Origin of the sequence: Amycolatopsis bullii, assembly GCF_014654205.1 — a bacterium.
In the GTDB taxonomy this organism is placed as follows: domain Bacteria; phylum Actinomycetota; class Actinomycetes; order Mycobacteriales; family Pseudonocardiaceae; genus Amycolatopsis; species Amycolatopsis plumensis.
Genome location: NZ_BNAW01000023.1, coordinates 56,763 through 75,421, shown reverse-complemented (window position 1 = coordinate 75,421; position 18,659 = coordinate 56,763). Strand labels below are relative to the sequence as shown.

Annotated in this window: 20 protein-coding genes; 13 read left to right on the top strand and 7 right to left on the bottom strand. The window is 71.7% G+C overall.

Features of this window, described 5'->3' with window-relative positions; all coding sequences use genetic code 11:
* Window positions 1–3 precede the first annotated feature (3 nt).
* From IE317_RS24480 to IE317_RS24460, 5 genes are read left to right on the top strand one after another with little or no spacing between them, the layout of a single operon-like run.
* A complete protein-coding gene (locus IE317_RS24480) occupies window positions 4–756 on the top strand; it encodes an SDR family oxidoreductase (protein WP_191313676.1) in 753 nt (250 codons plus the stop codon).
* Entirely contained in the window at window positions 753–1,811 is a 1,059-nt protein-coding gene (locus tag IE317_RS24475; RefSeq protein ID WP_191313675.1) for a phosphotransferase family protein, read from the top strand. The genes IE317_RS24480 and IE317_RS24475 overlap by 4 nt, the downstream gene beginning before the upstream one ends.
* Window positions 1,811–2,467 (top strand): histidine phosphatase family protein, encoded by a 657-nt coding sequence (locus IE317_RS24470; RefSeq protein WP_191313674.1) that lies wholly within the window; start codon window positions 1,811–1,813, stop codon window positions 2,465–2,467. Before IE317_RS24475 ends, IE317_RS24470 begins: the two co-directional genes overlap by 1 nt.
* 8 nt (window positions 2,468–2,475) lie before the next feature.
* Window positions 2,476–3,393 carry an SMP-30/gluconolactonase/LRE family protein gene (locus IE317_RS24465; protein WP_191313673.1) on the top strand — a complete coding sequence of 306 codons (918 nt, stop codon included), beginning with the start codon at window positions 2,476–2,478 and terminating at the stop codon, window positions 3,391–3,393.
* Window positions 3,393–3,782 (top strand): VOC family protein, encoded by a 390-nt coding sequence (locus tag IE317_RS24460; protein ID WP_229902894.1) that lies wholly within the window; start codon window positions 3,393–3,395, stop codon window positions 3,780–3,782. The genes IE317_RS24465 and IE317_RS24460 overlap by 1 nt, the downstream gene beginning before the upstream one ends.
* Window positions 3,783–3,799: 17 nt before the next feature.
* Here the strand turns inward: IE317_RS24460 and IE317_RS24455 are convergent, their stop codons facing one another.
* From IE317_RS24455 to IE317_RS24440, 4 genes are read right to left on the bottom strand one after another with little or no spacing between them, the layout of a single operon-like run.
* Window positions 3,800–4,627 (bottom strand): enoyl-CoA hydratase family protein, encoded by an 828-nt coding sequence (locus IE317_RS24455; protein ID WP_191313671.1) that lies wholly within the window; start codon window positions 4,625–4,627, stop codon window positions 3,800–3,802.
* Window positions 4,624–5,316, bottom strand: a complete 693-nt coding sequence (locus IE317_RS24450; protein ID WP_191313670.1) for an SDR family NAD(P)-dependent oxidoreductase — start codon at window positions 5,314–5,316, stop codon at window positions 4,624–4,626. Before IE317_RS24450 ends, IE317_RS24455 begins: the two co-directional genes overlap by 4 nt.
* Complete coding sequence (locus IE317_RS24445; RefSeq protein ID WP_191313669.1) at window positions 5,313–6,827, bottom strand: benzoate-CoA ligase family protein; 1,515 nt, start codon at window positions 6,825–6,827, stop codon at window positions 5,313–5,315. The genes IE317_RS24450 and IE317_RS24445 overlap by 4 nt, the downstream gene beginning before the upstream one ends.
* Window positions 6,820–7,572 (bottom strand): creatininase family protein, encoded by a 753-nt coding sequence (locus tag IE317_RS24440; RefSeq protein ID WP_191313668.1) that lies wholly within the window; start codon window positions 7,570–7,572, stop codon window positions 6,820–6,822. Before IE317_RS24440 ends, IE317_RS24445 begins: the two co-directional genes overlap by 8 nt.
* A gap of 48 nt (window positions 7,573–7,620) precedes the next feature.
* On the opposite strand from IE317_RS24440, the gene IE317_RS24435 reads away from it, so the two are divergent.
* From IE317_RS24435 to IE317_RS24415, 5 genes are all read left to right on the top strand, one after another.
* On the top strand, window positions 7,621–8,436 hold the full coding sequence (locus tag IE317_RS24435) for a PaaX family transcriptional regulator (protein ID WP_191313667.1): 816 nt from the start codon (window positions 7,621–7,623) through the stop codon (window positions 8,434–8,436).
* The gene (locus IE317_RS24430) at window positions 8,433–9,227 is read left to right on the top strand and encodes a tryptophan 2,3-dioxygenase (protein ID WP_191313666.1); all 795 of its coding nucleotides are present in this window, start codon (window positions 8,433–8,435) and stop codon (window positions 9,225–9,227) included. Before IE317_RS24435 ends, IE317_RS24430 begins: the two co-directional genes overlap by 4 nt.
* Entirely contained in the window at window positions 9,224–10,417 is a 1,194-nt protein-coding gene (locus IE317_RS24425; protein WP_191313665.1) for a kynureninase, read from the top strand. The genes IE317_RS24430 and IE317_RS24425 overlap by 4 nt, the downstream gene beginning before the upstream one ends.
* Window positions 10,418–10,578: 161 nt before the next feature.
* Window positions 10,579–11,652: a Glu/Leu/Phe/Val dehydrogenase gene (locus IE317_RS24420; protein WP_191313664.1), complete on the top strand. Its 1,074-nt coding sequence runs from the start codon at window positions 10,579–10,581 to the stop codon at window positions 11,650–11,652.
* Window positions 11,649–12,449, top strand: coding sequence for a serine hydrolase (locus IE317_RS24415; protein ID WP_191313663.1), 801 nt, complete (start codon window positions 11,649–11,651; stop codon window positions 12,447–12,449). The genes IE317_RS24420 and IE317_RS24415 overlap by 4 nt, the downstream gene beginning before the upstream one ends.
* 38 nt (window positions 12,450–12,487) lie before the next feature.
* Here the strand turns inward: IE317_RS24415 and IE317_RS24410 are convergent, their stop codons facing one another.
* On the bottom strand, window positions 12,488–13,432 hold the full coding sequence (locus IE317_RS24410; RefSeq protein WP_191313662.1) for a LysR substrate-binding domain-containing protein: 945 nt from the start codon (window positions 13,430–13,432) through the stop codon (window positions 12,488–12,490).
* Window positions 13,433–13,516: 84 nt separating this feature from the next.
* On the opposite strand from IE317_RS24410, the gene IE317_RS24405 reads away from it, so the two are divergent.
* Entirely contained in the window at window positions 13,517–14,443 is a 927-nt protein-coding gene (locus IE317_RS24405) for an MBL fold metallo-hydrolase (RefSeq protein WP_191313661.1), read from the top strand.
* Between the two features lie 47 nt (window positions 14,444–14,490).
* Here the strand turns inward: IE317_RS24405 and IE317_RS24400 are convergent, their stop codons facing one another.
* Together IE317_RS24400 and IE317_RS24395 are read right to left on the bottom strand one after the other, a co-directional pair.
* On the bottom strand, window positions 14,491–14,676 hold the full coding sequence (locus IE317_RS24400; RefSeq protein WP_191313660.1) for a DUF5302 domain-containing protein: 186 nt from the start codon (window positions 14,674–14,676) through the stop codon (window positions 14,491–14,493).
* Window positions 14,677–14,759: 83 nt separating this feature from the next.
* Entirely contained in the window at window positions 14,760–15,716 is a 957-nt protein-coding gene (locus IE317_RS24395) for a winged helix-turn-helix transcriptional regulator (RefSeq protein ID WP_191313659.1), read from the bottom strand.
* 125 nt (window positions 15,717–15,841) lie between these two features.
* Between IE317_RS24395 and IE317_RS24390 the strand changes: the two genes are divergently transcribed.
* Entirely contained in the window at window positions 15,842–17,314 is a 1,473-nt protein-coding gene (locus IE317_RS24390; RefSeq protein ID WP_191313658.1) for a carotenoid oxygenase family protein, read from the top strand.
* A gap of 361 nt (window positions 17,315–17,675) precedes the next feature.
* The gene (locus IE317_RS24385) at window positions 17,676–18,659 is read left to right on the top strand and encodes an LLM class F420-dependent oxidoreductase (protein WP_191313657.1); all 984 of its coding nucleotides are present in this window, start codon (window positions 17,676–17,678) and stop codon (window positions 18,657–18,659) included.

Here is an 18,659-nt window from a genome sequence, read left to right as displayed (position 1 = left end):
AGCATGGTCCTCCGGCAGAACATCCTCATCACCGGCGCCAGCAGCGGGTTGGGCGAAGGCATGGCCCGTCAGTTCGCCGCGAGAGGGCGCAACCTGGCGTTGTGCGCGCGGCGCACGGAACGGCTCGAGAAGCTGGCCGCCGAGCTGACCGCGGCGCACCCGGGGATCAAGGTCGTCACGCGCACCCTGGACGTCACCGACCACGACCGCGTGTTCGCCGTCTTCGAGGAGTTCCGCGCCGAACTCGGGTCCCTCGACCGGGTGATTGTGAACGCCGGGCTCGGGAAGGGGCAGCGGGTCGGCACCGGCCGGTTCGACGCCAACCGCCAGACCCTCGAGGTCAACTTCGTCGCGGCCGCCGCCCAGATCGAGGCCGCTGCCGGGATCTTCCGCGAGCAGGGCGCCGGCCACCTCGCCGTCATCTCCTCGTTCAGCGCGCTCCGGCCCTTCCCGGGCAAGCTCACCGCGTACGCCGCGTCGAAGGCCGGGATCTCGGCGTTCGTCGACGGCACCCGGATCGAGCTGAAGCGCCGGGGCATCGCCGTCACCGACGTCCGGCCCGGCTACATCGAGTCGGAGATGAACGACCGGATCGGCCGGAACCCGTTGCTGGCCAAAGCGGACACCGGCGCCCGGGCGCTGGCCAAGGCGATCGAGGCCGAGCCGCGCCGCGCCTACGTCCCGGCGTGGCCGTGGGTGCCGCTGAGCGCCGTCATGCGCGTGGTGCCGGCCGCGCTGCTGCGGAAGTTCGCGTGAACGCCCCGGTCGAGGTCCGCGCGGAGGACACCTTCGACGTCGCCGCGGTGCACGCCTGGCTCAGCGCGAAGGTCGAGGGCCTCGGGGGCGAACCGCCGCACGTCCGGCAGTTCCCCGGCGGCGCGTCCAACCTGACGTACCTGCTGACCTACCCGGACCGCGAGCTGATCCTGCGCCGCCCGCCCGCCGGGCACAAAGCGGCGTCGGCGCACGACATGCGGCGTGAGTACCGCGTGCAGCACGCGCTGAAGCCGGTGTTCCCGTACGTGCCGCGGATGGTGGCCTTCGGCGACGACCCGGCCGTGCTCGGCGGCGACTTCTACGTCATGGAGAAGCTCGACGGCCTGATCCTGCGCGGCGACCTCCCGCCGGGCATGACGCTGACCGCCGGCCAGGCCCGCGAGTTGTCCGGCAAGGTCGTCGACCGGCTGGTCGACCTGCACGCCGTCGACGTGGAGAAGGCCGGGCTGGCCGACCTCGGCAAGGGCGCCGGGTACGTCGAGCGGCAGATCCGCGGCTGGTCGGAGCGGTACGTGGCGGCGCGCACGGACAACGTCGGCGACTTCGCCGAGGTGCGCGCCTGGCTGGCCGCGAACCAGCCCGGTGAAGTCAAGATCTGCTTGATCCACAACGACTACCGGCTCGACAACCTGGTCCTGGACGGCCCGTCGACGCTGAACATCACGGGTGTCCTCGACTGGGAGATGGCCACGCTCGGCGACCCGCTGATGGAGCTGGGCAGCATGCTCGCCTACTGGGTCGAGGCCGGCGACGACGACGTCATGCACACGAGCCGCCGCCAGCCGACCCACCTGCCCGGCATGTTCACCCGCGAGGAGTTCGTCGCGCGCTACGCCGAGAATACCGGGCTCGAGGTCGGTGACTGGCGGTTCTACGAGGTCTACGGCCTGTTCCGGCTCGCCGCGGTGCTGCAGCAGCTGTACCGCCGTTACCGCGACGGCGCCACCCGCAACCCGGCGTTCAAGGACTTCTGGCAGTTCGTCAACTACCTGGACTGGCGCTGCCGCGAAATCCTCGCGAAGGGGAGCGCGTAGTGGGCGCGATCTACCTGGTCCGGCACGGCCAGGCGTCCTTCGGCGCGGCCGACTACGACGCGCTGTCCCCGCGCGGCTTCGAGCAGTCCACTGTGGTCGGTGCGGAACTGCTGCGGCGCAACGTGGTCTTCAACCAGGTCCGGTCCGGTTCGCTGGCCCGGCAGCGCGACACCGCGGCCACGGCGCTGAAGGTGCTCGGCAGCGACGTCCCGGTGACCGAGGACCCGCGCTGGAACGAGTACGACCACGTCGACATCGCGCGCCACCACGCCGGCGGGGCGCCCCAAGAAGATTCGCGGGCCTACCAGGGCGTCTTGGACGCGGCCCTGACGGCGTGGACGTCGGCCGGTGACGGCGGGCCGTGCGCCGAGACGTGGCCGGCGTTCCTCGCGCGGTGCCGCGAAGCACTGGCCGACCTGGTGGCGTCGCTGGGCAAGGGCGAGCACGCGGTGGTGTTCACCTCCGGCGGCGTCATCGCCACGATCTGCGGCCTGCTCATGGGCACCCCGGAAGCCGGGCTGCTCAAGCTCAACCGCGTCACGGTCAACGGCGGGATCACCAAGCTGGTGTCCGGCCGCGGCGGCGTCACGCTGCTGTCGTTCAACGAGCACCCGCACTTCGAGGCGGACGCGGCCGCGTTGCTCACCTACCGGTAGGAGGCTCGATGCAGTTCGGCGAGGTCACGCTGTACCCGGTGAACGGCCACGGCCCGGAGGACGTCGTCGTCGACGCCGAGGGCCGGATCTACACCGGCGTCGACGACGGCCGGATCCTGCGCCTGTCGCCCGACGGGCAGCGCATCGACGTCATCGCCGACACCGGCGGGCGCCCGCTCGGGCTGGAGCTGTACGGCGAAGACGAGCTGCTGATCTGCGACGCGCGGGCCGGGCTGCTGGTGCTCCCGCTGGCGGGCGGTGCGGTGTCCACCTTGGCGACTTCCGCCCTGGGCCTGGACTTCGTGTTCTGCAACAACGCGGCGGTGGCCTCCGACGGGACGGTCTACTTCACGGATTCCTCCCGCCGCTTCGGCATCGACAACTGGCGCGACGACCTGATCGAGCAGACGGCGGGCGGCCGGCTGCTGCGCCGGTCCCCGGACGGCTCGATCGACCTGCTCGTCGACGGCCTCCAGTTCGCGAACGGCGTCGCACTGGCGCCGGACGAATCGTTCGTGGCGGTCGCGGAGACCGGCGCGTGCCGCGTGTCGCGGGTGTGGCTCGACGACGGCCGGACCGACGTCTTCGTCGACGGCCTGCAGGGCTTCCCGGACAATATTTCGACGGGCACGGACGGGCTGATCTGGATCACCCAGGCGTCGCCGAAGGTGGCGGCGCTGGACGTGGTGCGCCGGCTCCCGGCGTTCGTGCGGGCGGGTGTCCGGCGGCTGCCGACGTCGCTGCAGCCCTCGCCGGGGCGAGAGGTCGGCGTGCTGGGGGTGGCGGCGGACGGGACGGTGGTGCGCGAGCTGCGGGGCGAAATCCCCGGCTTCCACATGCTGGTGGGTGTGCGCGAGTGGCGCGGACGGCTGTATTTCGGCTCTTTGGAGGAGTCGGCGATCGCGGTGACGCCTACCATCGGATGATGCTGAGCAACGTCCGGATCGAAACCCGCCTCCCCACCCAGGACCTCGCCCGCGCCCGGCGCTGGTACGCCGAGAAGCTCGGGCTCGAGGCCGTCGAGGAACGCGAAGGCGGCCTGCGGTACGAAGGCGCGTCGGGCGTCTTCTGCCTGTACGCCTCGGCAGGGGTTTCCGACGGTTCGTTCACGCAGGCCGGTTTCTACGTCGACGACCTCGAATCGACGGTCGCGGTGCTGCGCGAGCGCGGGGTGGTGTTCGAGGAGTACGAAGGCATGCGCGGCGGGATCATGGACATCCGCGGCAACTACCCGAGCAAGGGCAGCGGCGAGCGGGCCGCGTGGTTCCGCGACAGCGAGGGCAACCTGATCGGCCTCGCCGAAGTGGTGCCCTGACGCGGCGGACCGGACGGTCAGCGGCCGGTCCAGCGGGGCTCCCGCCCCGCGGACCAGGCCGCATAGAACTCCTTGTGGTCCTTCGCCGTCATCAGCAGGGCCTGCGTGATCGCCTCCAGCTCGATCGCGCTGCCCAGGTCCATGTCGAGTTCGCGGGTCAGCAACACCTTGGTCGTCGCGTACGCCAGGGCGGGTCCGTCAGCCAGCCGCCGGGCCAGAGCGGCGGCCGTAGAAGCCAGCGAAGCGTCCGGAACCACCTGCGAAGCCAGGCCGATCTCCGCAGCCCGTGACGCCGAAACCTTGTCGCCCAGCATCAGCAGCTCCGTCGCCCGGCCCAGGCCGACGAGCCGCGGCAGCAGGTACGCCGACCCCATGTCCGCGCCGGCCAAGCCCACCTTCGTGAAGAGGAACGCGAACTTCGCCGACTCCGCCAGCAACCGGAAGTCGCTGGCCAGCGCGATCACCGAACCCGCCCCGGCCGCCACCCCGTTGACCGCCGCGATCACCGGGAGCGGGCACTCGCGCAGGGCCTTCACCACCGCGCCGGTCATCCGGGTGAACTCCAGCAGCTCCGCCGTCTCGAACTTCTGCAGCTCGCCGATGATCTCCTCGACGTCGCCGCCCGAACAGAACCCGCGGCCCTCACCGGTGATCACCAGCACCCGGACGTCCTCGTGCTGCGGGAGCTCGATGACCAGGTCCCGCAGATCCGCGTACACGTCGAACGTCAGCGCGTTCAGCTTCTCCGGACGCGTGAACGTCACGGTGGCCACCCCGTCGGCCACCGTGAAGCCGAAGTGCTCCCACTCCTTCGTCAGCGGGGCAGTTGCGCGGAACGGGCTCATGACTGGATTCCTCCGCCGTCGAGTACGAGGGTCTGGCCGTTGATCGCGGCGGCTTCCGGGGCCGCCAAAAAGGACACTGCGAACGCCACTTCCGACGGCTCCAGCAGCCGGCCGAGCGGGGACGCCGCCGCCAGTGCCGCTTCCGCCTCCGCAGTGGACCGTCCGGACCGCGAGACGATCCGCTCCACCGAAGTCGCCGTCATGTCGGTGCGGACGAACGCCGGGCACACCGCGTTCGCCGTGACGCCGGTGCCGGTCAGCTCCGCCGCCACCGCGCGCATGAAGCCCACCGCCGCGTGCTTCGACGCGGTATACCCGGCCGTGTAGCGGTAACCGACGTGCGAGGCCGTCGACGCCACCGTGACGATCCGGCCGCTGTCGCGCGAACGCATGCCGTCCAGTACCGCGCGCGTGCACAGGAACGCCCCGGTCGCGTTCACCTCGAACTGCGAACGCCACTCGGCCAGCGAAGTCCGGGAAACCGGGGCGCTGGAGGAGATCCCGGCGTTGTTGACCAGCACGTCGACCGGGCCCGCCGACGCGAAATACGCGGCCACGGCTTCCTCGGAGGTGACATCGCACTCCGCGCGGCCCGGCGCCAGCACCGTGTCACCGGCCGACCGGAACCGGTCGGCGATCGCCGCGCCGATGCCGCGGGTGCCGCCGGTGACCACCACCAGGCGGCTCACGGGCGGACCGCCAGGGCGCGCCGGTCGAGCTTTCCGTTGGCCGTGCGGGGGAGTTCCGTCATGAAGACCACCTCGCGGGGGTACTTGTGCTTGGCCAGGTGGGCTTTCGCGTGCGTCTTGAGCTCATCGGCCGACACCGCGGAACGCACCACGACGTACGCGCGCGGCACGACCAGGCCGTCGACCTCGTGGCCGACCACCGCGCAGTCCACCACCGCCGGGTGGCCGAGCAGGCAGTCCTCGATCTCGCCGGGCGCGACGAAGACCCCGCCGACCTTGAGCAGCGCGTCCGCGCGGCCGTGGTGGCGGAAGTACCCGTCCGAGGAGCGGCTGAACAGGTCGCCGGAGGTCAGCGTGTCGCCGTCGAACGTCCGCGCCGACTTCTCCGGGTCGCCGAAGTACTCCAGCGCGATGGTCGGCCCGGTCACGCGCAGCGGCCCGATTTCGCCGTCCGGCAAGGGTTGCCCGAGTTCGTCGACGACCTGCGCGGTGTAGCCGGGAACGGGTGTGCCGAGCGTGCCGGCGCGCGCGGCGCCCGGGCGGTTCGACAGGTAGATGTGGTACGCCTCCGACGAGCCGATCCCGTCCACCACCGGCACCCCGAAGGCCGCGTCCCACTTCCGGTGCAGTTCCGGGGGCAGCGCCTCGCCCGCCGACGTCGCCATCCGCAGGCAGCTCAGGTCCTGCTCCGCCGCGGCCGGGTGGGCGACCATCGCGCTCATCATCGTCGGCACGTTGACCAGCACGGTCGGCCGGTACCGGGCGATCAGCCCGAACATCAGGTCCGCCGTGCTGCGCTCCGGGAACGCGATCCCCGCGGCGCCGACGCCGAACGGGAACAGCGCCACCAGGTCGCGCGCGTAGCCGAAGAACAGCTTGGGCACGGCCAGGACCCGGTCGTCCTCGCGCAGGCCGAGCACCTGCACCGCGTACCGCTCGAAGCTTTCGAGAGGACTGCGCAGGGTGTGCACGCACGCCTTGGGCGCGCCGGTGCTGCCGGTGGTGAACTTCCAGATGCCGACGTCGTCCAGAGTGGTCGGCGCGGCTTCCAATGCGTCCGATGCGGAGTCGACCAAAGTCCTGAACGGACGCTCGCCGGGGCGCAGCTGGGCTTCGGGCACGCCGGTGACGAGCAACCCCGTCGCACCGGCCTCGCGCAGCGCGGGCAGTGTGACGGCGTCCGCGAGCACCGCCACGGCTTCGGTGTAGCCGAGGTAGTACGCGTAGTCCTTGGGCTGCAGGAACGGGTAGACCTCGGCGGTGACCGCGCCGATCTTCTGGGCGCCGTACCAGGCCGCGACGAACTCCTCGCCGTCGCTCAACGCCAGCAGCACCCGCTGTCCTTTTCGGACACCCGCGTCGAGCAGGACGTTGCCGGCGCGGTTGGCCAAGGCGGTCAGCGACGCGTAGCTGACCGTCCGGTCTCCGACGTACAAGGCGGTCCGGTCACCCCGGCCTTCGGTCACGTGCCGGTCGAGGAAGTGCGTGGCGAGGTTGAACGGCTCACTCACGGGCCAGCTCCCGGATCGCTTCCACCAGCAGGTCGGTCAGCGTCGAGAACGTCTCTTCGCCTTCGGCCGCGGTCGCCTCCGCGGGCTTGCCGCAGTACGCGTCCGGCATCCCCATGGCGAGGAAGCCGGCGTCGGGAGGAGCCGCGGCGAGGCTGACCGGAACGTGCGGCAGCGTCCGCATCAGCGCCTGGTCCACCAGCTCGGGCCGGTCGGCGAGCACCAGCGACGTCTCGTACCGCCCGGCGTGGCACTCGCCCGAGCGGAATTCCTCGGTCAGCCGCTCCACGTGCCGCCGCCGGACCAGGTCGAGCAGGGCGACGCGCCCGTCGTAGGCGAAGTTCAGCGTCTCCACGGCTCGCCGCAGCGTCACCAGGTGCGCGGGTTCGAAGTGGTTGTTGACCAGCAGGATCCGCCGGAGCCGCTGGCCGATGAGCGCGGACCCGATGTCGACGAGCAGCGAATGCAGCGTCTCTTCGCCGATGTGGACACCGCCGGCGAACCCGGCCGCGAACCGCGTCACCCCGTACGGCACCTCGGGCAGGACCAGCACGTGGACGTCCTCGTCGGCGGCCAAGCGGGAAGCCGCGCGCTCGCACATCCCGCGGGAGATGAGCGGGTCCGTGCCCAGCGGCGCGTGCGGGCCGTGCGGCTCGATCGCGCCCACCGGCAGCAGCAGCACCGGGACGCGGTCGTCGTCCGGCAGTGCCGCGACCTGCCGCGAGGTGAGGTCCGCGAAGTACGTCACGCAAATCAAGCTACACCGCAGCGGCCTGGGGTGTATAGAGTTGCTCCCATGCCCGGAGACGCTTTCGAAGCCGGCCCCCAGGAGCTGGTCATGACGTTGCTGGGCAGCTACGTGCACCCGCGCGAAACCCGCCGGGTGTGGTCGGGTGGCCTGGTCGCGGTGCTCGCCGAGCTGGGCTTCTCCGACGGCGCCGCCCGGATCGCGCTCACCCGCCTGGTGCGCCGCGGCCTCCTGCAGCGCCACCGCGAAGGCCGCACCGTGCACTACTCGCTGACCCAGCGCACGGTCGCGCTGCTCGCCGACGGCGACCACCGGATCTTCTCCCTCGGCCGCCGCGAGCGCGCCGCGGGCGAGTGGACCGTCCTCTGGCAGAACATCCCGGAGAGCCGCCGCCAGGCGCGGGAACGCCTGGTCCGGCGGCTGCGGTTCCTCGGGTTCGGGCCCTACTCCGACGGCACCTGGATCGCCCCGCACGACCGGGAGGCCGAGGTCGTGGCCCTGCTCGACGAGCTGGACGTCACCGAGCACGCCGGGCTGCTGCTCGGCCGCCCGTCGGCCGCCCTCGACGTCCGCCGGTTCGCCGGCCGGGCCTGGGACCTCGACGACCTGGCCGCGCGGTACGCCGCGTTCGTCGGCCAGTTCGGCGGGTACGCGGGCCGGGAGCCGCCGGACGCGGAGGCGTTCGCGGTGCGCACCCGGCTGGTGCACACCTTCCGGATGTTCCCGTCGCTCGACCCGGAACTGCCCGCCGGCCTGGTGCCGGCCCCGGACTGCCGGGCGGCGGCGGTCGAGCTGTTCCACGATCTGTACACCGCGCTCGCGGACCCCGCGCAGCGCCATTTCGACGAGGTGACCAAGGGATGACCGAACCCAGCCAAGCAACGCAGGAAGCCCTGAGCTACACCTCGTACCTCGGGCTCGACGACGTGCTGAACGCGCAGCGCCTGCGCTCCGACGAGCACGACGAGCTGCTGTTCATCGTGATCCACCAGGTGTACGAACTGTGGTTCAAGCAGATCCTGCACGAAGCTGCCTTCCTCCAGGCGAACCTGGAAAAGGGCAACACCGCGCACTCCATCCGGACGCTGCGCCGGATCCTGACCATCCTCAAGGTCGCGGTCGCGCAGATCGACGTGCTGGAAACCATGACGCCCAGCCAGTTCACCAGTTTCCGCGCCCGTTTGGACGCTTCGAGCGGCTTCCAGTCGGCCCAGTTCCGCGAGCTGGAGGCGGTGCTGGGACGGCGTGACGAGCGCGTGTTCGCGCACTACCCCGAAGGCGGCGAGCAGCGCAAACGCATTGCCGAAGCGATGGCGCGACCGTCCTTGTTCGACTCTTTTCTCGCGTACCTCAAGGTTTCTGGCTATGCCGTGGAGTGTGACCGAGACGTCACTCGCTCGGTGGAGCCGTCCCCGGCCCTGCAGGCGATATTGCTGGACGTGTACAGCGACGACGGGGGACCCTCGGTCGTCGCGGAGTGTCTGGTCGATCTCGACGAAGGGATGCAGGAGTGGCGCTACCGGCACGTGAAGATGGTCGAACGCACCATCGGCGACAAGACCGGGACGGGAGGATCATCCGGCGCGACCTACCTGCGTACCACGCTTTTCCAGCCGATGTTCCCGGATCTCTGGGCCGTACGGAGCCGACTGTGACCACTTTGGACGACCTGCGCGCGGACGCCAACAGCCTCGCCGCGCACTACACCCGGTTTGCGGTGGCCGACCGCCTGCTGCTCTCCGGGCATTCGCACCAGGCTTGGCCGGACGTCGCCGAGGAGGGGCTTCTGGAGTCCTTCGCCGACGCCGCCCGGGACGTCGACGCCAAGTGGGAGCGCGCCTCCGCGAAGGCGGACCAGCTGCGTGCGGGCTTCCGCCTGCTGCTCGGCGACCCGCACGGCGAATACGCGCTCGGCGCGAGCACGCACGACCTGGTGCTGCGGTTCCTGTCGGCGATGGAGCTGCCGCGCCGGCCGCGCCTGGTCACCACCGACGGCGAGTTCCACACCCTCCGCCGTCAGCTCGCCCGCCTCGAAGAGGAGGGCGTCGAGGTGGTGCGGGTGCCGCTCGACCCGGTCACGACGCTCGCCGAGCGCGTGGCGGGTGAGGTCGACGGCAACACCGCCGCCGTGCTCGTCTCGGCCGTGCTGTTCGAGACCTCCAGGCTCGTCCCGGGCCTCGCGCACCTCGCCGACGTCTGCCGCGGCCGCTCGATCGAGCTCGTCGTCGACGCCTACCACGCGCTCGGCGTCGTGCCGTTCGCCCTGCACGACCTCGGGCTCACCAACGCCTGGGTGCTCGGTGGCGGCTACAAGTACCTGCAGCTGGGCGAGGGCAACTGCTTCCTGCGGCTGCCCGCGCACGCCCAGGAGCTGCGGCCGGTGATCACCGGCTGGTACGCCGAGTTCGGCGCCCTCGCCGACGAGCGCCACCCCGGCCAGGTGCCCTACGCCATCGGCGGCGACCGGTTCGCCGGCGCCACCTACGACCCGGCCAGCCACTACCGCGGCGTCCGGGTGCAGCGGTTCTTCGCCGAGCAGGGGCTCACCCCCGAGTTCCTCCGCCAGGTGTCGCAGCACCAGGTCGGCCTGCTCGCGTCGGTGTTCGACTCGCTCGGGCTGCCCGAGGACGTCGTCACGCGGGACCGTTCGGTGGAGCTGGAGCGGCTCGGCGGGTTCCTCTCGCTGCGCTGCGCCGACGCGGCCGGCCTGCAGGCGGCGCTGGCCGTGGAAGGCGTCCGCACCGACAGCCGGGGGTCGTACCTGCGCTTCGGTCCGGCGCCGTACCTGTCGGACACGCAGCTCGAGACGGCCATGCGCACCCTGGGCAAGGTGATCGCGGGCTGATTACCGGTCCGTATGCCGAGACCACCACTGGTCTCGCGATCATCGGGGATCTAGGTTGGTCCCGGGCACCCGAGCGGACGACCTCCGCACCGGGAACCCGCCAACCCGTGAAGCGCGTCCCGGCCACGAAACCGGGCGCGGATGACAAAGGAGTCACCACCGTGACCGAAGGAGTGTTCGCCCGGGGCACCGGGCACGAACAGGTCGTGTACTGCCACGACCAGGCCAGTGGCCTCAAGGCCATCATCGGCATCTACTCCACCGCGCTCGGCCCCGCTCTGGGCGGGACGCGCTTCCACCCCTACGCCACCGAATCCGACGCGCTCGACGACGTCCTGGCGCTGTCCAAGGGCATGGCGTACAAGAACGCGCTGGCCGGGCTCGACCTCGGCGGCGGCAAGGCCGTCATCATCGGCGACCCGAAGACGCTCAAGTCCGAAGCGCTGCTGCGCGCGTACGGGCGCTTCGTGCAGTCCCTGGGCGGCCGCTACATCACGGCGTGCGACGTGGGCACGTACGTGCAGGACATGGACGTCGTGGCCCGCGAAAGCCAGTACGTCACCGGCCGGTCGCCCGAGGACGGTGGCGCCGGCGACTCGTCCGTGCTGACCGCGTTCGGCGTCTTCCAGGGCATGCGGGCCTCGGCCGAGCACGTCTGGGGCAGCCCGGACCTGGCCGGCAAGCGCGTCGGCGTGGCCGGCGTCGGCAAGGTCGGCCACATCCTGGTCGGGCACCTCGTCGAGGCCGGCGCGCAGGTGACGATCACCGACGTGTGGTCGCCGGCCATCGAGCGGACCCGGTCGGTGTACCCGTCCGTGCAAGTCGCGTCCGATGTGGACTCCCTGGTGCGGGCCGAGTTGGACGTCTTCGCGCCGTGCGCGCTGGGTGGTGTGCTGAACGACGAAACCGTGCCGGTGCTCGGCGCCCGGATCGTCTGCGGCGCGGCGAACAACCAGCTCGCGCACGCGGGCATCGACAAGCAGCTCGCCGACCGGGGTGTCCTGTACGCGCCGGACTACCTGGTCAACGCCGGTGGCGTGATCCAGGTCGACGACGAGCGCCACGGCTTCGACTTCGACCGCGCGAAGCGCAAGACGACGGCCATCTACGACACGACGAAGGCCGTGTTCGCGCTGGCCGACACCGACGGCGTGCCCCCGGCGACGGCGGCCGACCGGCTCGCCGAGCGGCGGATGGCGGAGGTCGGGCGGCTGCGGTCCATCATGACCGGGTGAGCCTTTCCGCGATTTTCGAAGCGGTGGGCGTGCGGGGTTTCCTGCACGCCCACCGTCTCGGTTCTCCCGATTCGGTGGGGCTGGACGAGGACTCGCCGGTCGTCCTGGCGTCCGTGGTGAAGGTGCCGCTGGCGTACGAATTCGCCCGGCAGGTCGCGGCCGGGCTGCTGGACCCGGCCGACCGGGTGCACGTGTCGGCGGCGGACCGCCTGGGCGGCACCGGTTCGGCGGGGTTCGCGGACGACGTTTCCTACAGCCTGCGGGACGCGGCGCTGCTGGCCCTTTCGGTCTCCGACAACACGGCCGCCGACCTGCTGTTCGACCGCGTGGGCGTGGACAACGTCCGGTCGCTGCTGGCCGAGCTGGGCCTGACCCGCACGACGGTGCTCGGCGCGCCCCGGGACGTGCTGCGCACGATCATCGAAGACACCGGCGCGGGCCGGCCGCTGCGGGCGCTGGATCCACTTCGGACGTCCGCGACCACGCCCCGTGAGATGACGGCGCTGCTGTCGGCGCTCTGGGCCGACGAGGCGGGTGCCCCGGTGCGGGAATGGATGTCCGCGCAGGTCAGCTGGCACCGGCTGACGGCGGGGTTCCCGCCGGAGGTGGCGGTGGCGGGCAAGACGGGCACGATGCCGGGGATCCGCAACGAAATCGGCGTCGCGACCTACCCGGACGGAGCGGAGTACGCGGTGGCGGTGTTCACGACCGGCGGCGGGGAGACGCTGCGGCGCCCGGACATCGACCGCGCGATCGGGGAAGCCGCCCGGACGGCGGTCGAGCAGTTGCGGTCGTAGGTGGCGGTCGGCGGGCCGGCCGGGCGCCGCGGTTCAGGTCAGCTCCGTTCGTAGAACACGTCCCACGGCCGGGGACCCTGCGGAGGTGGCACCAGCCGCGAAACCCCGTCGTCGCCGAGCACCCCGGCCGCGATCCCGGCGAGCGTCGCCGCCTGCGGGTGCGGGGTGGTCGAGGGCCAGGCGAACGCCATCCGGGCCCGCAGCACCTCGCCTTCGAGCGGGCGCCACACCACCCGCGGTTCCTTGCGCGCGCCGGGTTCGAAGGCCACGCCGTGCCCGGCCAGGACCAGGCCCAGCACGAACTCGGGGTTGCGGGCGTGCCGGATCGCGGCCGGGCGGAAGCCGTGGTCCCAGCAGGTGCGCAGCAGCGTGTCGTAGCTTCCCGGCGCGGCGGCGCGCGGGGCGTGGACCAGGCCTTCCCCGGCCAGGTCGGCGAGGGTGAGCCGGGCGCGGCGGGCGAGCGGCGAGTCGCGGGGGAGCACCACGCCCAGCGGGGTGTCGACGACCGGGCCGAGTTCGAGCCCGACCGCGTCCACCGGCAGCTGCAGGAGACCGGCGTCGAGTTCGCGGTCGGCGAGCAGCCGGGCCTGTTCGGCGGTGGTGAGTTCCTGCAGGTCCAGCCGGACGGCCGGACACTCCTCGGCGAACTTCGTCAGGATCGCGGCCAGCACCCGGCCGGGCAGTTCCGGGGGTACACCCGCGCGCAGGCTGTCGAGCTCCCCGCGTTCGGCCTTCGCGACGAGCGCCGTCATGCGATCCCACCGGGAGAGCAGGTCCCGGGCCTCGGCACGCAGCACTTCGCCGGCTTCGGTGAGGGTGACGCGGCGGCCGCGTTCGAACAGCTTCGCGCCCAGCTCGGCTTCGAGCCGCTTGACGCGCTGGCTCAACGGCGGCTGCGCGATCCCGAGCCGGTCGGCGGCCCGGCCGAAGTGCAGTTCGTCAGCGACCACGAGGAAATAGCGCAGCGAACGGAGATGGTCCACGCTGCGACGATAGCCGTCCGCATATCGAATTGCCTTCCGGGTGATCTTGGACAGCGGGGTCCGGGTCGTGGTCGGGTGTCCGGTATGGACAAAGGAGTGAGCAGGCGCGGGCTGTTCGGCGCGGGCGCGGCGGCGGCCGCGATCCTGGCGGGCGTCCCGGCCGTGGCGCGAGCGGCTTCGGGAATGACGTTGCGGTGGTGGGGAAACAACGGCTGGGAAATCCGGATCGGGTCGAAGACGGTCCTCATCGACCCGTGGCTGACCCGGTTCAAGACGGGGACGTACACGTCGGCCGGCGCGGATCCGCGAACACCGCTTTCGGTGAACCGCGCGCTGATCGACGGCTACCTCGACCGCGGTTTCCTCCGGGCGGACCACATCCTGGTGACCCACGGCCACTACGACCACCTGACCGACGTCCCCTACCTGGCGCAGCGGACGGGGGCGACGGTCATCGGCACCGAGACGCATTTGAGTCTCATGGGGGCCATGGGAGCGCCCGAGGACCAGCTGGCCATCGCGACCGGCGGCGAGGACCTGGTGTTCGACGGCTACTCGATCCGGGTACTGCGCTCCCTGCACTCGGCGACGGGCGCCCGGGCGCAGGTGGCCTTCCCCGGCACCCGGTCCCTGTCCCGCCGGGATCGCCCGCGGGTGATTTCGGACCTGCTGGAAGGCGGCACGCTGGCGTACCTGGTGTCCGGTGGCGGGGCGAGCGTGCTGGACTTCGGCGGTTCGAACTACGTCGAGTCCGAGCTGGCGGGCCTGCGGCCGGACGTCGTGCTGGTGCCGCCGGGCGGGGCGAAGGTCCGGGAGTACCTCCCGCGGCTGCTGCGCACGTTGGGCCACCCGAGCCGGGTGGCGGCCACCCATTGGGACGACTTCGACCTGCCGCTGGGCCAGGCCCACGACCCCAACGGCGGGCTGGAGGTGCTGCGCAAGGCGGTGGCGGCGGCGAGCCCGGGCAGTGAATTCGTGGTCCTGGACCACCTCGGCGAGTTCACGCCCTGACACGGCGAAGGCCCCACCGCTCGCGGTGGGGCCTTCGATCCGTCGTCTCAGCCGCTCTTGCGGCGGAACGTGCGCTTGTTCGCCGCCGGGCCGTGGGCGTGCTGGTTCTTGCCGCCGCCGTTCTCGTGGGACGCTCCCGTGCGCGCGTGGGCCTGCTTGCGCTCGAGCGCTTCGCGGAACTTGCGCTTGACGTCGTCCTCCTCGCCGCTGGGCGACGGGTCCGGTTCACTCATGCTTACCTCCGAAAACGACGACGTGTGACCGCCCCAGCCTGGCATCACTCAAACTGCTTGGCGAGTCGATTTGGGTCACGTCGTCAGCGCTGCGGGCTCGGCACGCCGCCGAACTGCACGGACGTGCGGGTCAGCGGGCGGCCGCAGTGGTCGCACAGCAGCATCGGGCGCAGCCGCTCGCCGCATTCGATGTGGTGCAGCGTGATGTCCGGCTCCTGGCCCGCCACCTCGAAGCCGCGCGACCACTCCGCGATGAACGCCAGTGCCGGGAAGAACGCCAGGCCCTTCGCCGTCAGCCGGTAGTCGCGCGCGTCCGTGCGCGTGGCCGCCGTGCCCGTGCGCAGCACGCCGACCTCGACCAGCTTGCTCAGCCGGGCCGACAGCACGCTCGGCCCGATGCCCAGCTCGCGCTCGAACTCCGAAAAGTGCCGGCACCCGAGCAGCGCCGAGACCACCAGGCCGGTCGACCACCGGTCGCCGAGCAGCTCCATCGTGTCCGGGAAGAACATCAGCGGGTCGCCGGCCAGCGAATCCGCGTCCTTGCGGCGGAAGCGCTTGGACGCCGTCGCCGCCGCGACGCCGGTGCCGTCCAGCCGTTCCGCGCGGACGTCCCGGGCGTCGACCCGGCGGCCGCACGCCGCACAGCCGAGCGGCGCTGATGTAGCCAGCTCGCAGTCGAGGTGGATCAGCGTCGGCAGCACCTCGCGGCGGCCTTCGACCCACTCGCGCTCCCACGCCCAGATCGAGATCAGCAGCGGCCACAGCTCGAGACCGCGTTCGGTCAGCCGGTACTCGTGCCGCGTGCGGCGCGCGTCCCGGTACGGGACCCGGGTGAGCATGCCCGCGTCCACCATGTCCCGCAGCCGTCCGGACAACGCCGTCGGCGAAATGCCCAGGCGCAGCCGCAGTTCTTCGTACCGCCGGAAACGCAGGAACAGGCTCTGCAGGATGAGCAGGGTCCACTGATCACCGACCAGCTCGAGCGCCCGGCGGAGCGGATCTCCCGCCGGCCGGACGCGCTGTGCAGTCGCCTCCACCACTTCGTCCCCCTCGTTACATCGCCTCCTGAGGGTAGCACCTGACTACACCAAAAGAAGCCTATTGACAGCTGGGTACACAAATCATAGTCTCTTCTCCATCAGCCAGCGCAGCCAGGGAGCAGTCCATGACCAGCACCTCCGAACAGCCGCTGATGGTGGCCAGGACGGCGGACGCGGCCGAGGCGAACCCCTACCTGCTCGGCGTCCACGCCCCGGTCAGCACCGAGATCGACGCCGAGGACCTGCGGGTCATCGGCGAAATCCCGAACGACCTCAACGGCGTCTACCTGCGCAACGGCCCCAACCCGCGGTTCGCCCCGGAAGGCCGCTACCACTGGTTCGACGGCGACGGCATGATCCACGCCGTCCACCTGGAGAACGGCAAGGCCCGCTATCGCAACCGCTGGATCCGCACGAAAGCCTTCGAAGCCGAGTCCGCGGCGGGCAAGGCGCTCTGGACCGGGGTCATGGAGAACCCGCGGGGCAACCCCTTCGGCAACAGCCACGGCCTCGGCCTCAAGGACAACGCCAACACCGACGTCGTCTTCCACCGCGGCCGGATCCTCGCCACCTGGTACCTGTGCGGCTCGCCGTACGCGGTCGACCCGCTCTCGCTGGAGACCCTCGGCGCCGAAGACTTCCTCGGCACGCTGGCCGGCGACATGATGGCCCACCCCAAGGTCGACGAGACGACCGGCGAGCTGTTCTGGTTCGACTACGGGCCCCGCCCGCCGTACCTGCGCTACGGCGTGATCAGCGCGGACGGCCGGGTCGTGACCACCACCGACGTCGAGCTGCCCGGCCCGCGCCTGCCGCACGACATGGCCATCACCGAGCACTACGCGGTGCTGATGGACCTGCCGCTGGTCCAGGACCACGCGGCGGCGCAACAGGGCCGCCACAAGCTGCACTTCGACCGCTCGCTGCCGAGCCGCTTCGGCGTCCTGCCACGCTACGGAGACGGTAGCCAGATCCGGTGGTTCGAAGCGAGCCCGTGCTACATCTACCACGTGGTCAACGCCTGGGAGCAGGGCGGCGAAGTCGTCCTCGACGTCTGCCGCGTCCAGCGTCCGCAGCCGCGCGCCGATGCGCACACGCCGCTCGCGAAGATGCTGTCCTACCTGCGGCTCGACGCCCAGCTGCACCGCTACCGCTTCGACCTGCGGACCGGCGCGTGCCACGAGGGCCCGCTCGACGACGACAACACCGAGTTCCCGACCGTCGACGCCCGCGGCGTCGGACGGCGGAACCGGTACTCCTACGCGGTGCACATCTCGCCCGAGTCGACGCTGAAGTTCGACGGGCTGGTGCGCCGCGACGATCTTGCCGGCACGAAGACCGAATACCGGTTCGGTCCCGGCCGGTGGGGCAGCGAGGCTCCGTTCGCACCCCGCGAAGGAGCACCCGTCGATTCGGCGGACGGGTATCTGGTGACGTTCGTGCAGGACGAGCGTGAGGGACGCTCGGAACTGGACGTCTTCGACGCCGCCGACCTCGCTGCCGGACCCGTGGCCAGGGTCCTGCTTCCCCAGCGTGTCCCGCTCGGTTTTCACGCGACCTGGGTCCGGGCGGACCAGCTGGACAACCTCCGCTCCTGAGCACCGTCGAGAGGGTCGCGCCCGGGGCTTCCCGGGCGTGGGGATGGTGCGCGGCGGAGACGATCGGCCGGCTCGAGGAGAGCGGGCAGGCGCCGGCCCGGAGGGCTCGCGCCGGCCGATCGGAACGAAACAACGCCGCACGCGGTCGTGCGGCGTACCCGGAAGCGGTTGCCGGGCACGCTTTCTGCTCGCCGGAGGGGTGCGAGCAGGCGGCGTGGCCGGTCGGCACCCCGTATGGTGTGCCGGGTTGTCCTCCGCGACCGGATACGGCGAGCACCGCTCGCCGGGGCGGCCTTGGGCTGGTGCCGGTTCGTCGTCTCCCGGGGACGGCGAACCGGCTGTTCCGTACAGGAGGACGTGCGTGAAGCTTTCGGTGTCGCTGGGGCTCTGGCAGGACCGGCCGCCGGAGGAGGCACTGGACACCGCCCGCGCCGCGGAGGCCGCGGGCTACCCGGAGCTGTGGATCGGCGAAATGGCGACGTGGGACGCCTTCGCGCTCGGCACGGCGATCGGGGCGGCCACCTCGCGGATTTCGCTGACTTTCGGGCCGCTGGCGGTGACCGTGCGGGACCCGGCGATGATCGCCGTGGGCGTCGCGTCGGTGGCGGCGCTGACCGGCCGCGCGACCGGCGTCGCGCTCGGGACCTCCAGTGACGTCGTCGTGCGCGGCTGGCACGGCCGCTCGCGCGATCGTGCGGCCACGGCACTGGCGGAGTCCGCCGTGGCGGTCCGGCAGCTGCTGAGCGGGGAGAAGTCCACTGTGGACGGCCAGGTCGTCGGCTCGCGGGGCTACCGGCTGCGGCTGCCCGCCCCGAAGTCCCCGGTGACGGTCGCCGCGTTCGGGCCGCGCGCGCTCGACGTCGCCGCGCGGCACGCGGACCGGATGGTGGTCAACCTCGTGAGCCCGGCGGCCGCGGCGACGCTGGTGCGAGGACTGCGAGAAGCCGCTTCGCGCCTCGGGACCCCGCCGCCGCCGGTGGCCGCGTGGGTGGTCGCCGCGGCGGACCCGGGCCCGGCCGAGCTGGAGCAGCTCCGCCGCGGCGTGGTCGGCTACCTCGCCGCTCCCGGCTACGCGGACATGTTCCGCGCGGCGGGCTTCGGCGACCTGATCGACTTCGCGCGCACCCGGCCGCACCCGCGTGAACTGCTGGCCGCGGTGCCGGTCGAGGCCATCGCCGTGGTCGGCCTGCTCGGGTCCGGCGCCGAGATCGCCGCGAAGGCCGCCGAGTACGCGGAGGCCGGTGTCGACGAGCTGGCCATCGTGCCCGCGACCAGCGACGACGACCCCGGCGGCGGGAAAACTCTCGCCGCGTGTCGATCCGCCGTCGTCCCGTTCGACGCGTAG

Coding starts and splice junctions, on each gene's coding strand:
- IE317_RS24390 (WP_191313658.1), top strand. CDS start 15,842: ATGACCAGCACCTCCGAACAGCCGCTGATGGTGGCCAGGACGGCGGAC.
- IE317_RS24455 (WP_191313671.1), bottom strand. CDS start 4,627: ATGAGCCCGTTCCGCGCAACTGCCCCGCTGACGAAGGAGTGGGAGCAC.
- IE317_RS24400 (WP_191313660.1), bottom strand. CDS start 14,676: ATGAGTGAACCGGACCCGTCGCCCAGCGGCGAGGAGGACGACGTCAAG.
- IE317_RS24480 (WP_191313676.1), top strand. CDS start 4: ATGGTCCTCCGGCAGAACATCCTCATCACCGGCGCCAGCAGCGGGTTG.
- IE317_RS24465 (WP_191313673.1), top strand. CDS start 2,476: ATGCAGTTCGGCGAGGTCACGCTGTACCCGGTGAACGGCCACGGCCCG.
- IE317_RS24435 (WP_191313667.1), top strand. CDS start 7,621: ATGCCCGGAGACGCTTTCGAAGCCGGCCCCCAGGAGCTGGTCATGACG.
- IE317_RS24430 (WP_191313666.1), top strand. CDS start 8,433: ATGACCGAACCCAGCCAAGCAACGCAGGAAGCCCTGAGCTACACCTCG.
- IE317_RS24460 (WP_229902894.1), top strand. CDS start 3,393: ATGCTGAGCAACGTCCGGATCGAAACCCGCCTCCCCACCCAGGACCTC.
- IE317_RS24405 (WP_191313661.1), top strand. CDS start 13,517: ATGGACAAAGGAGTGAGCAGGCGCGGGCTGTTCGGCGCGGGCGCGGCG.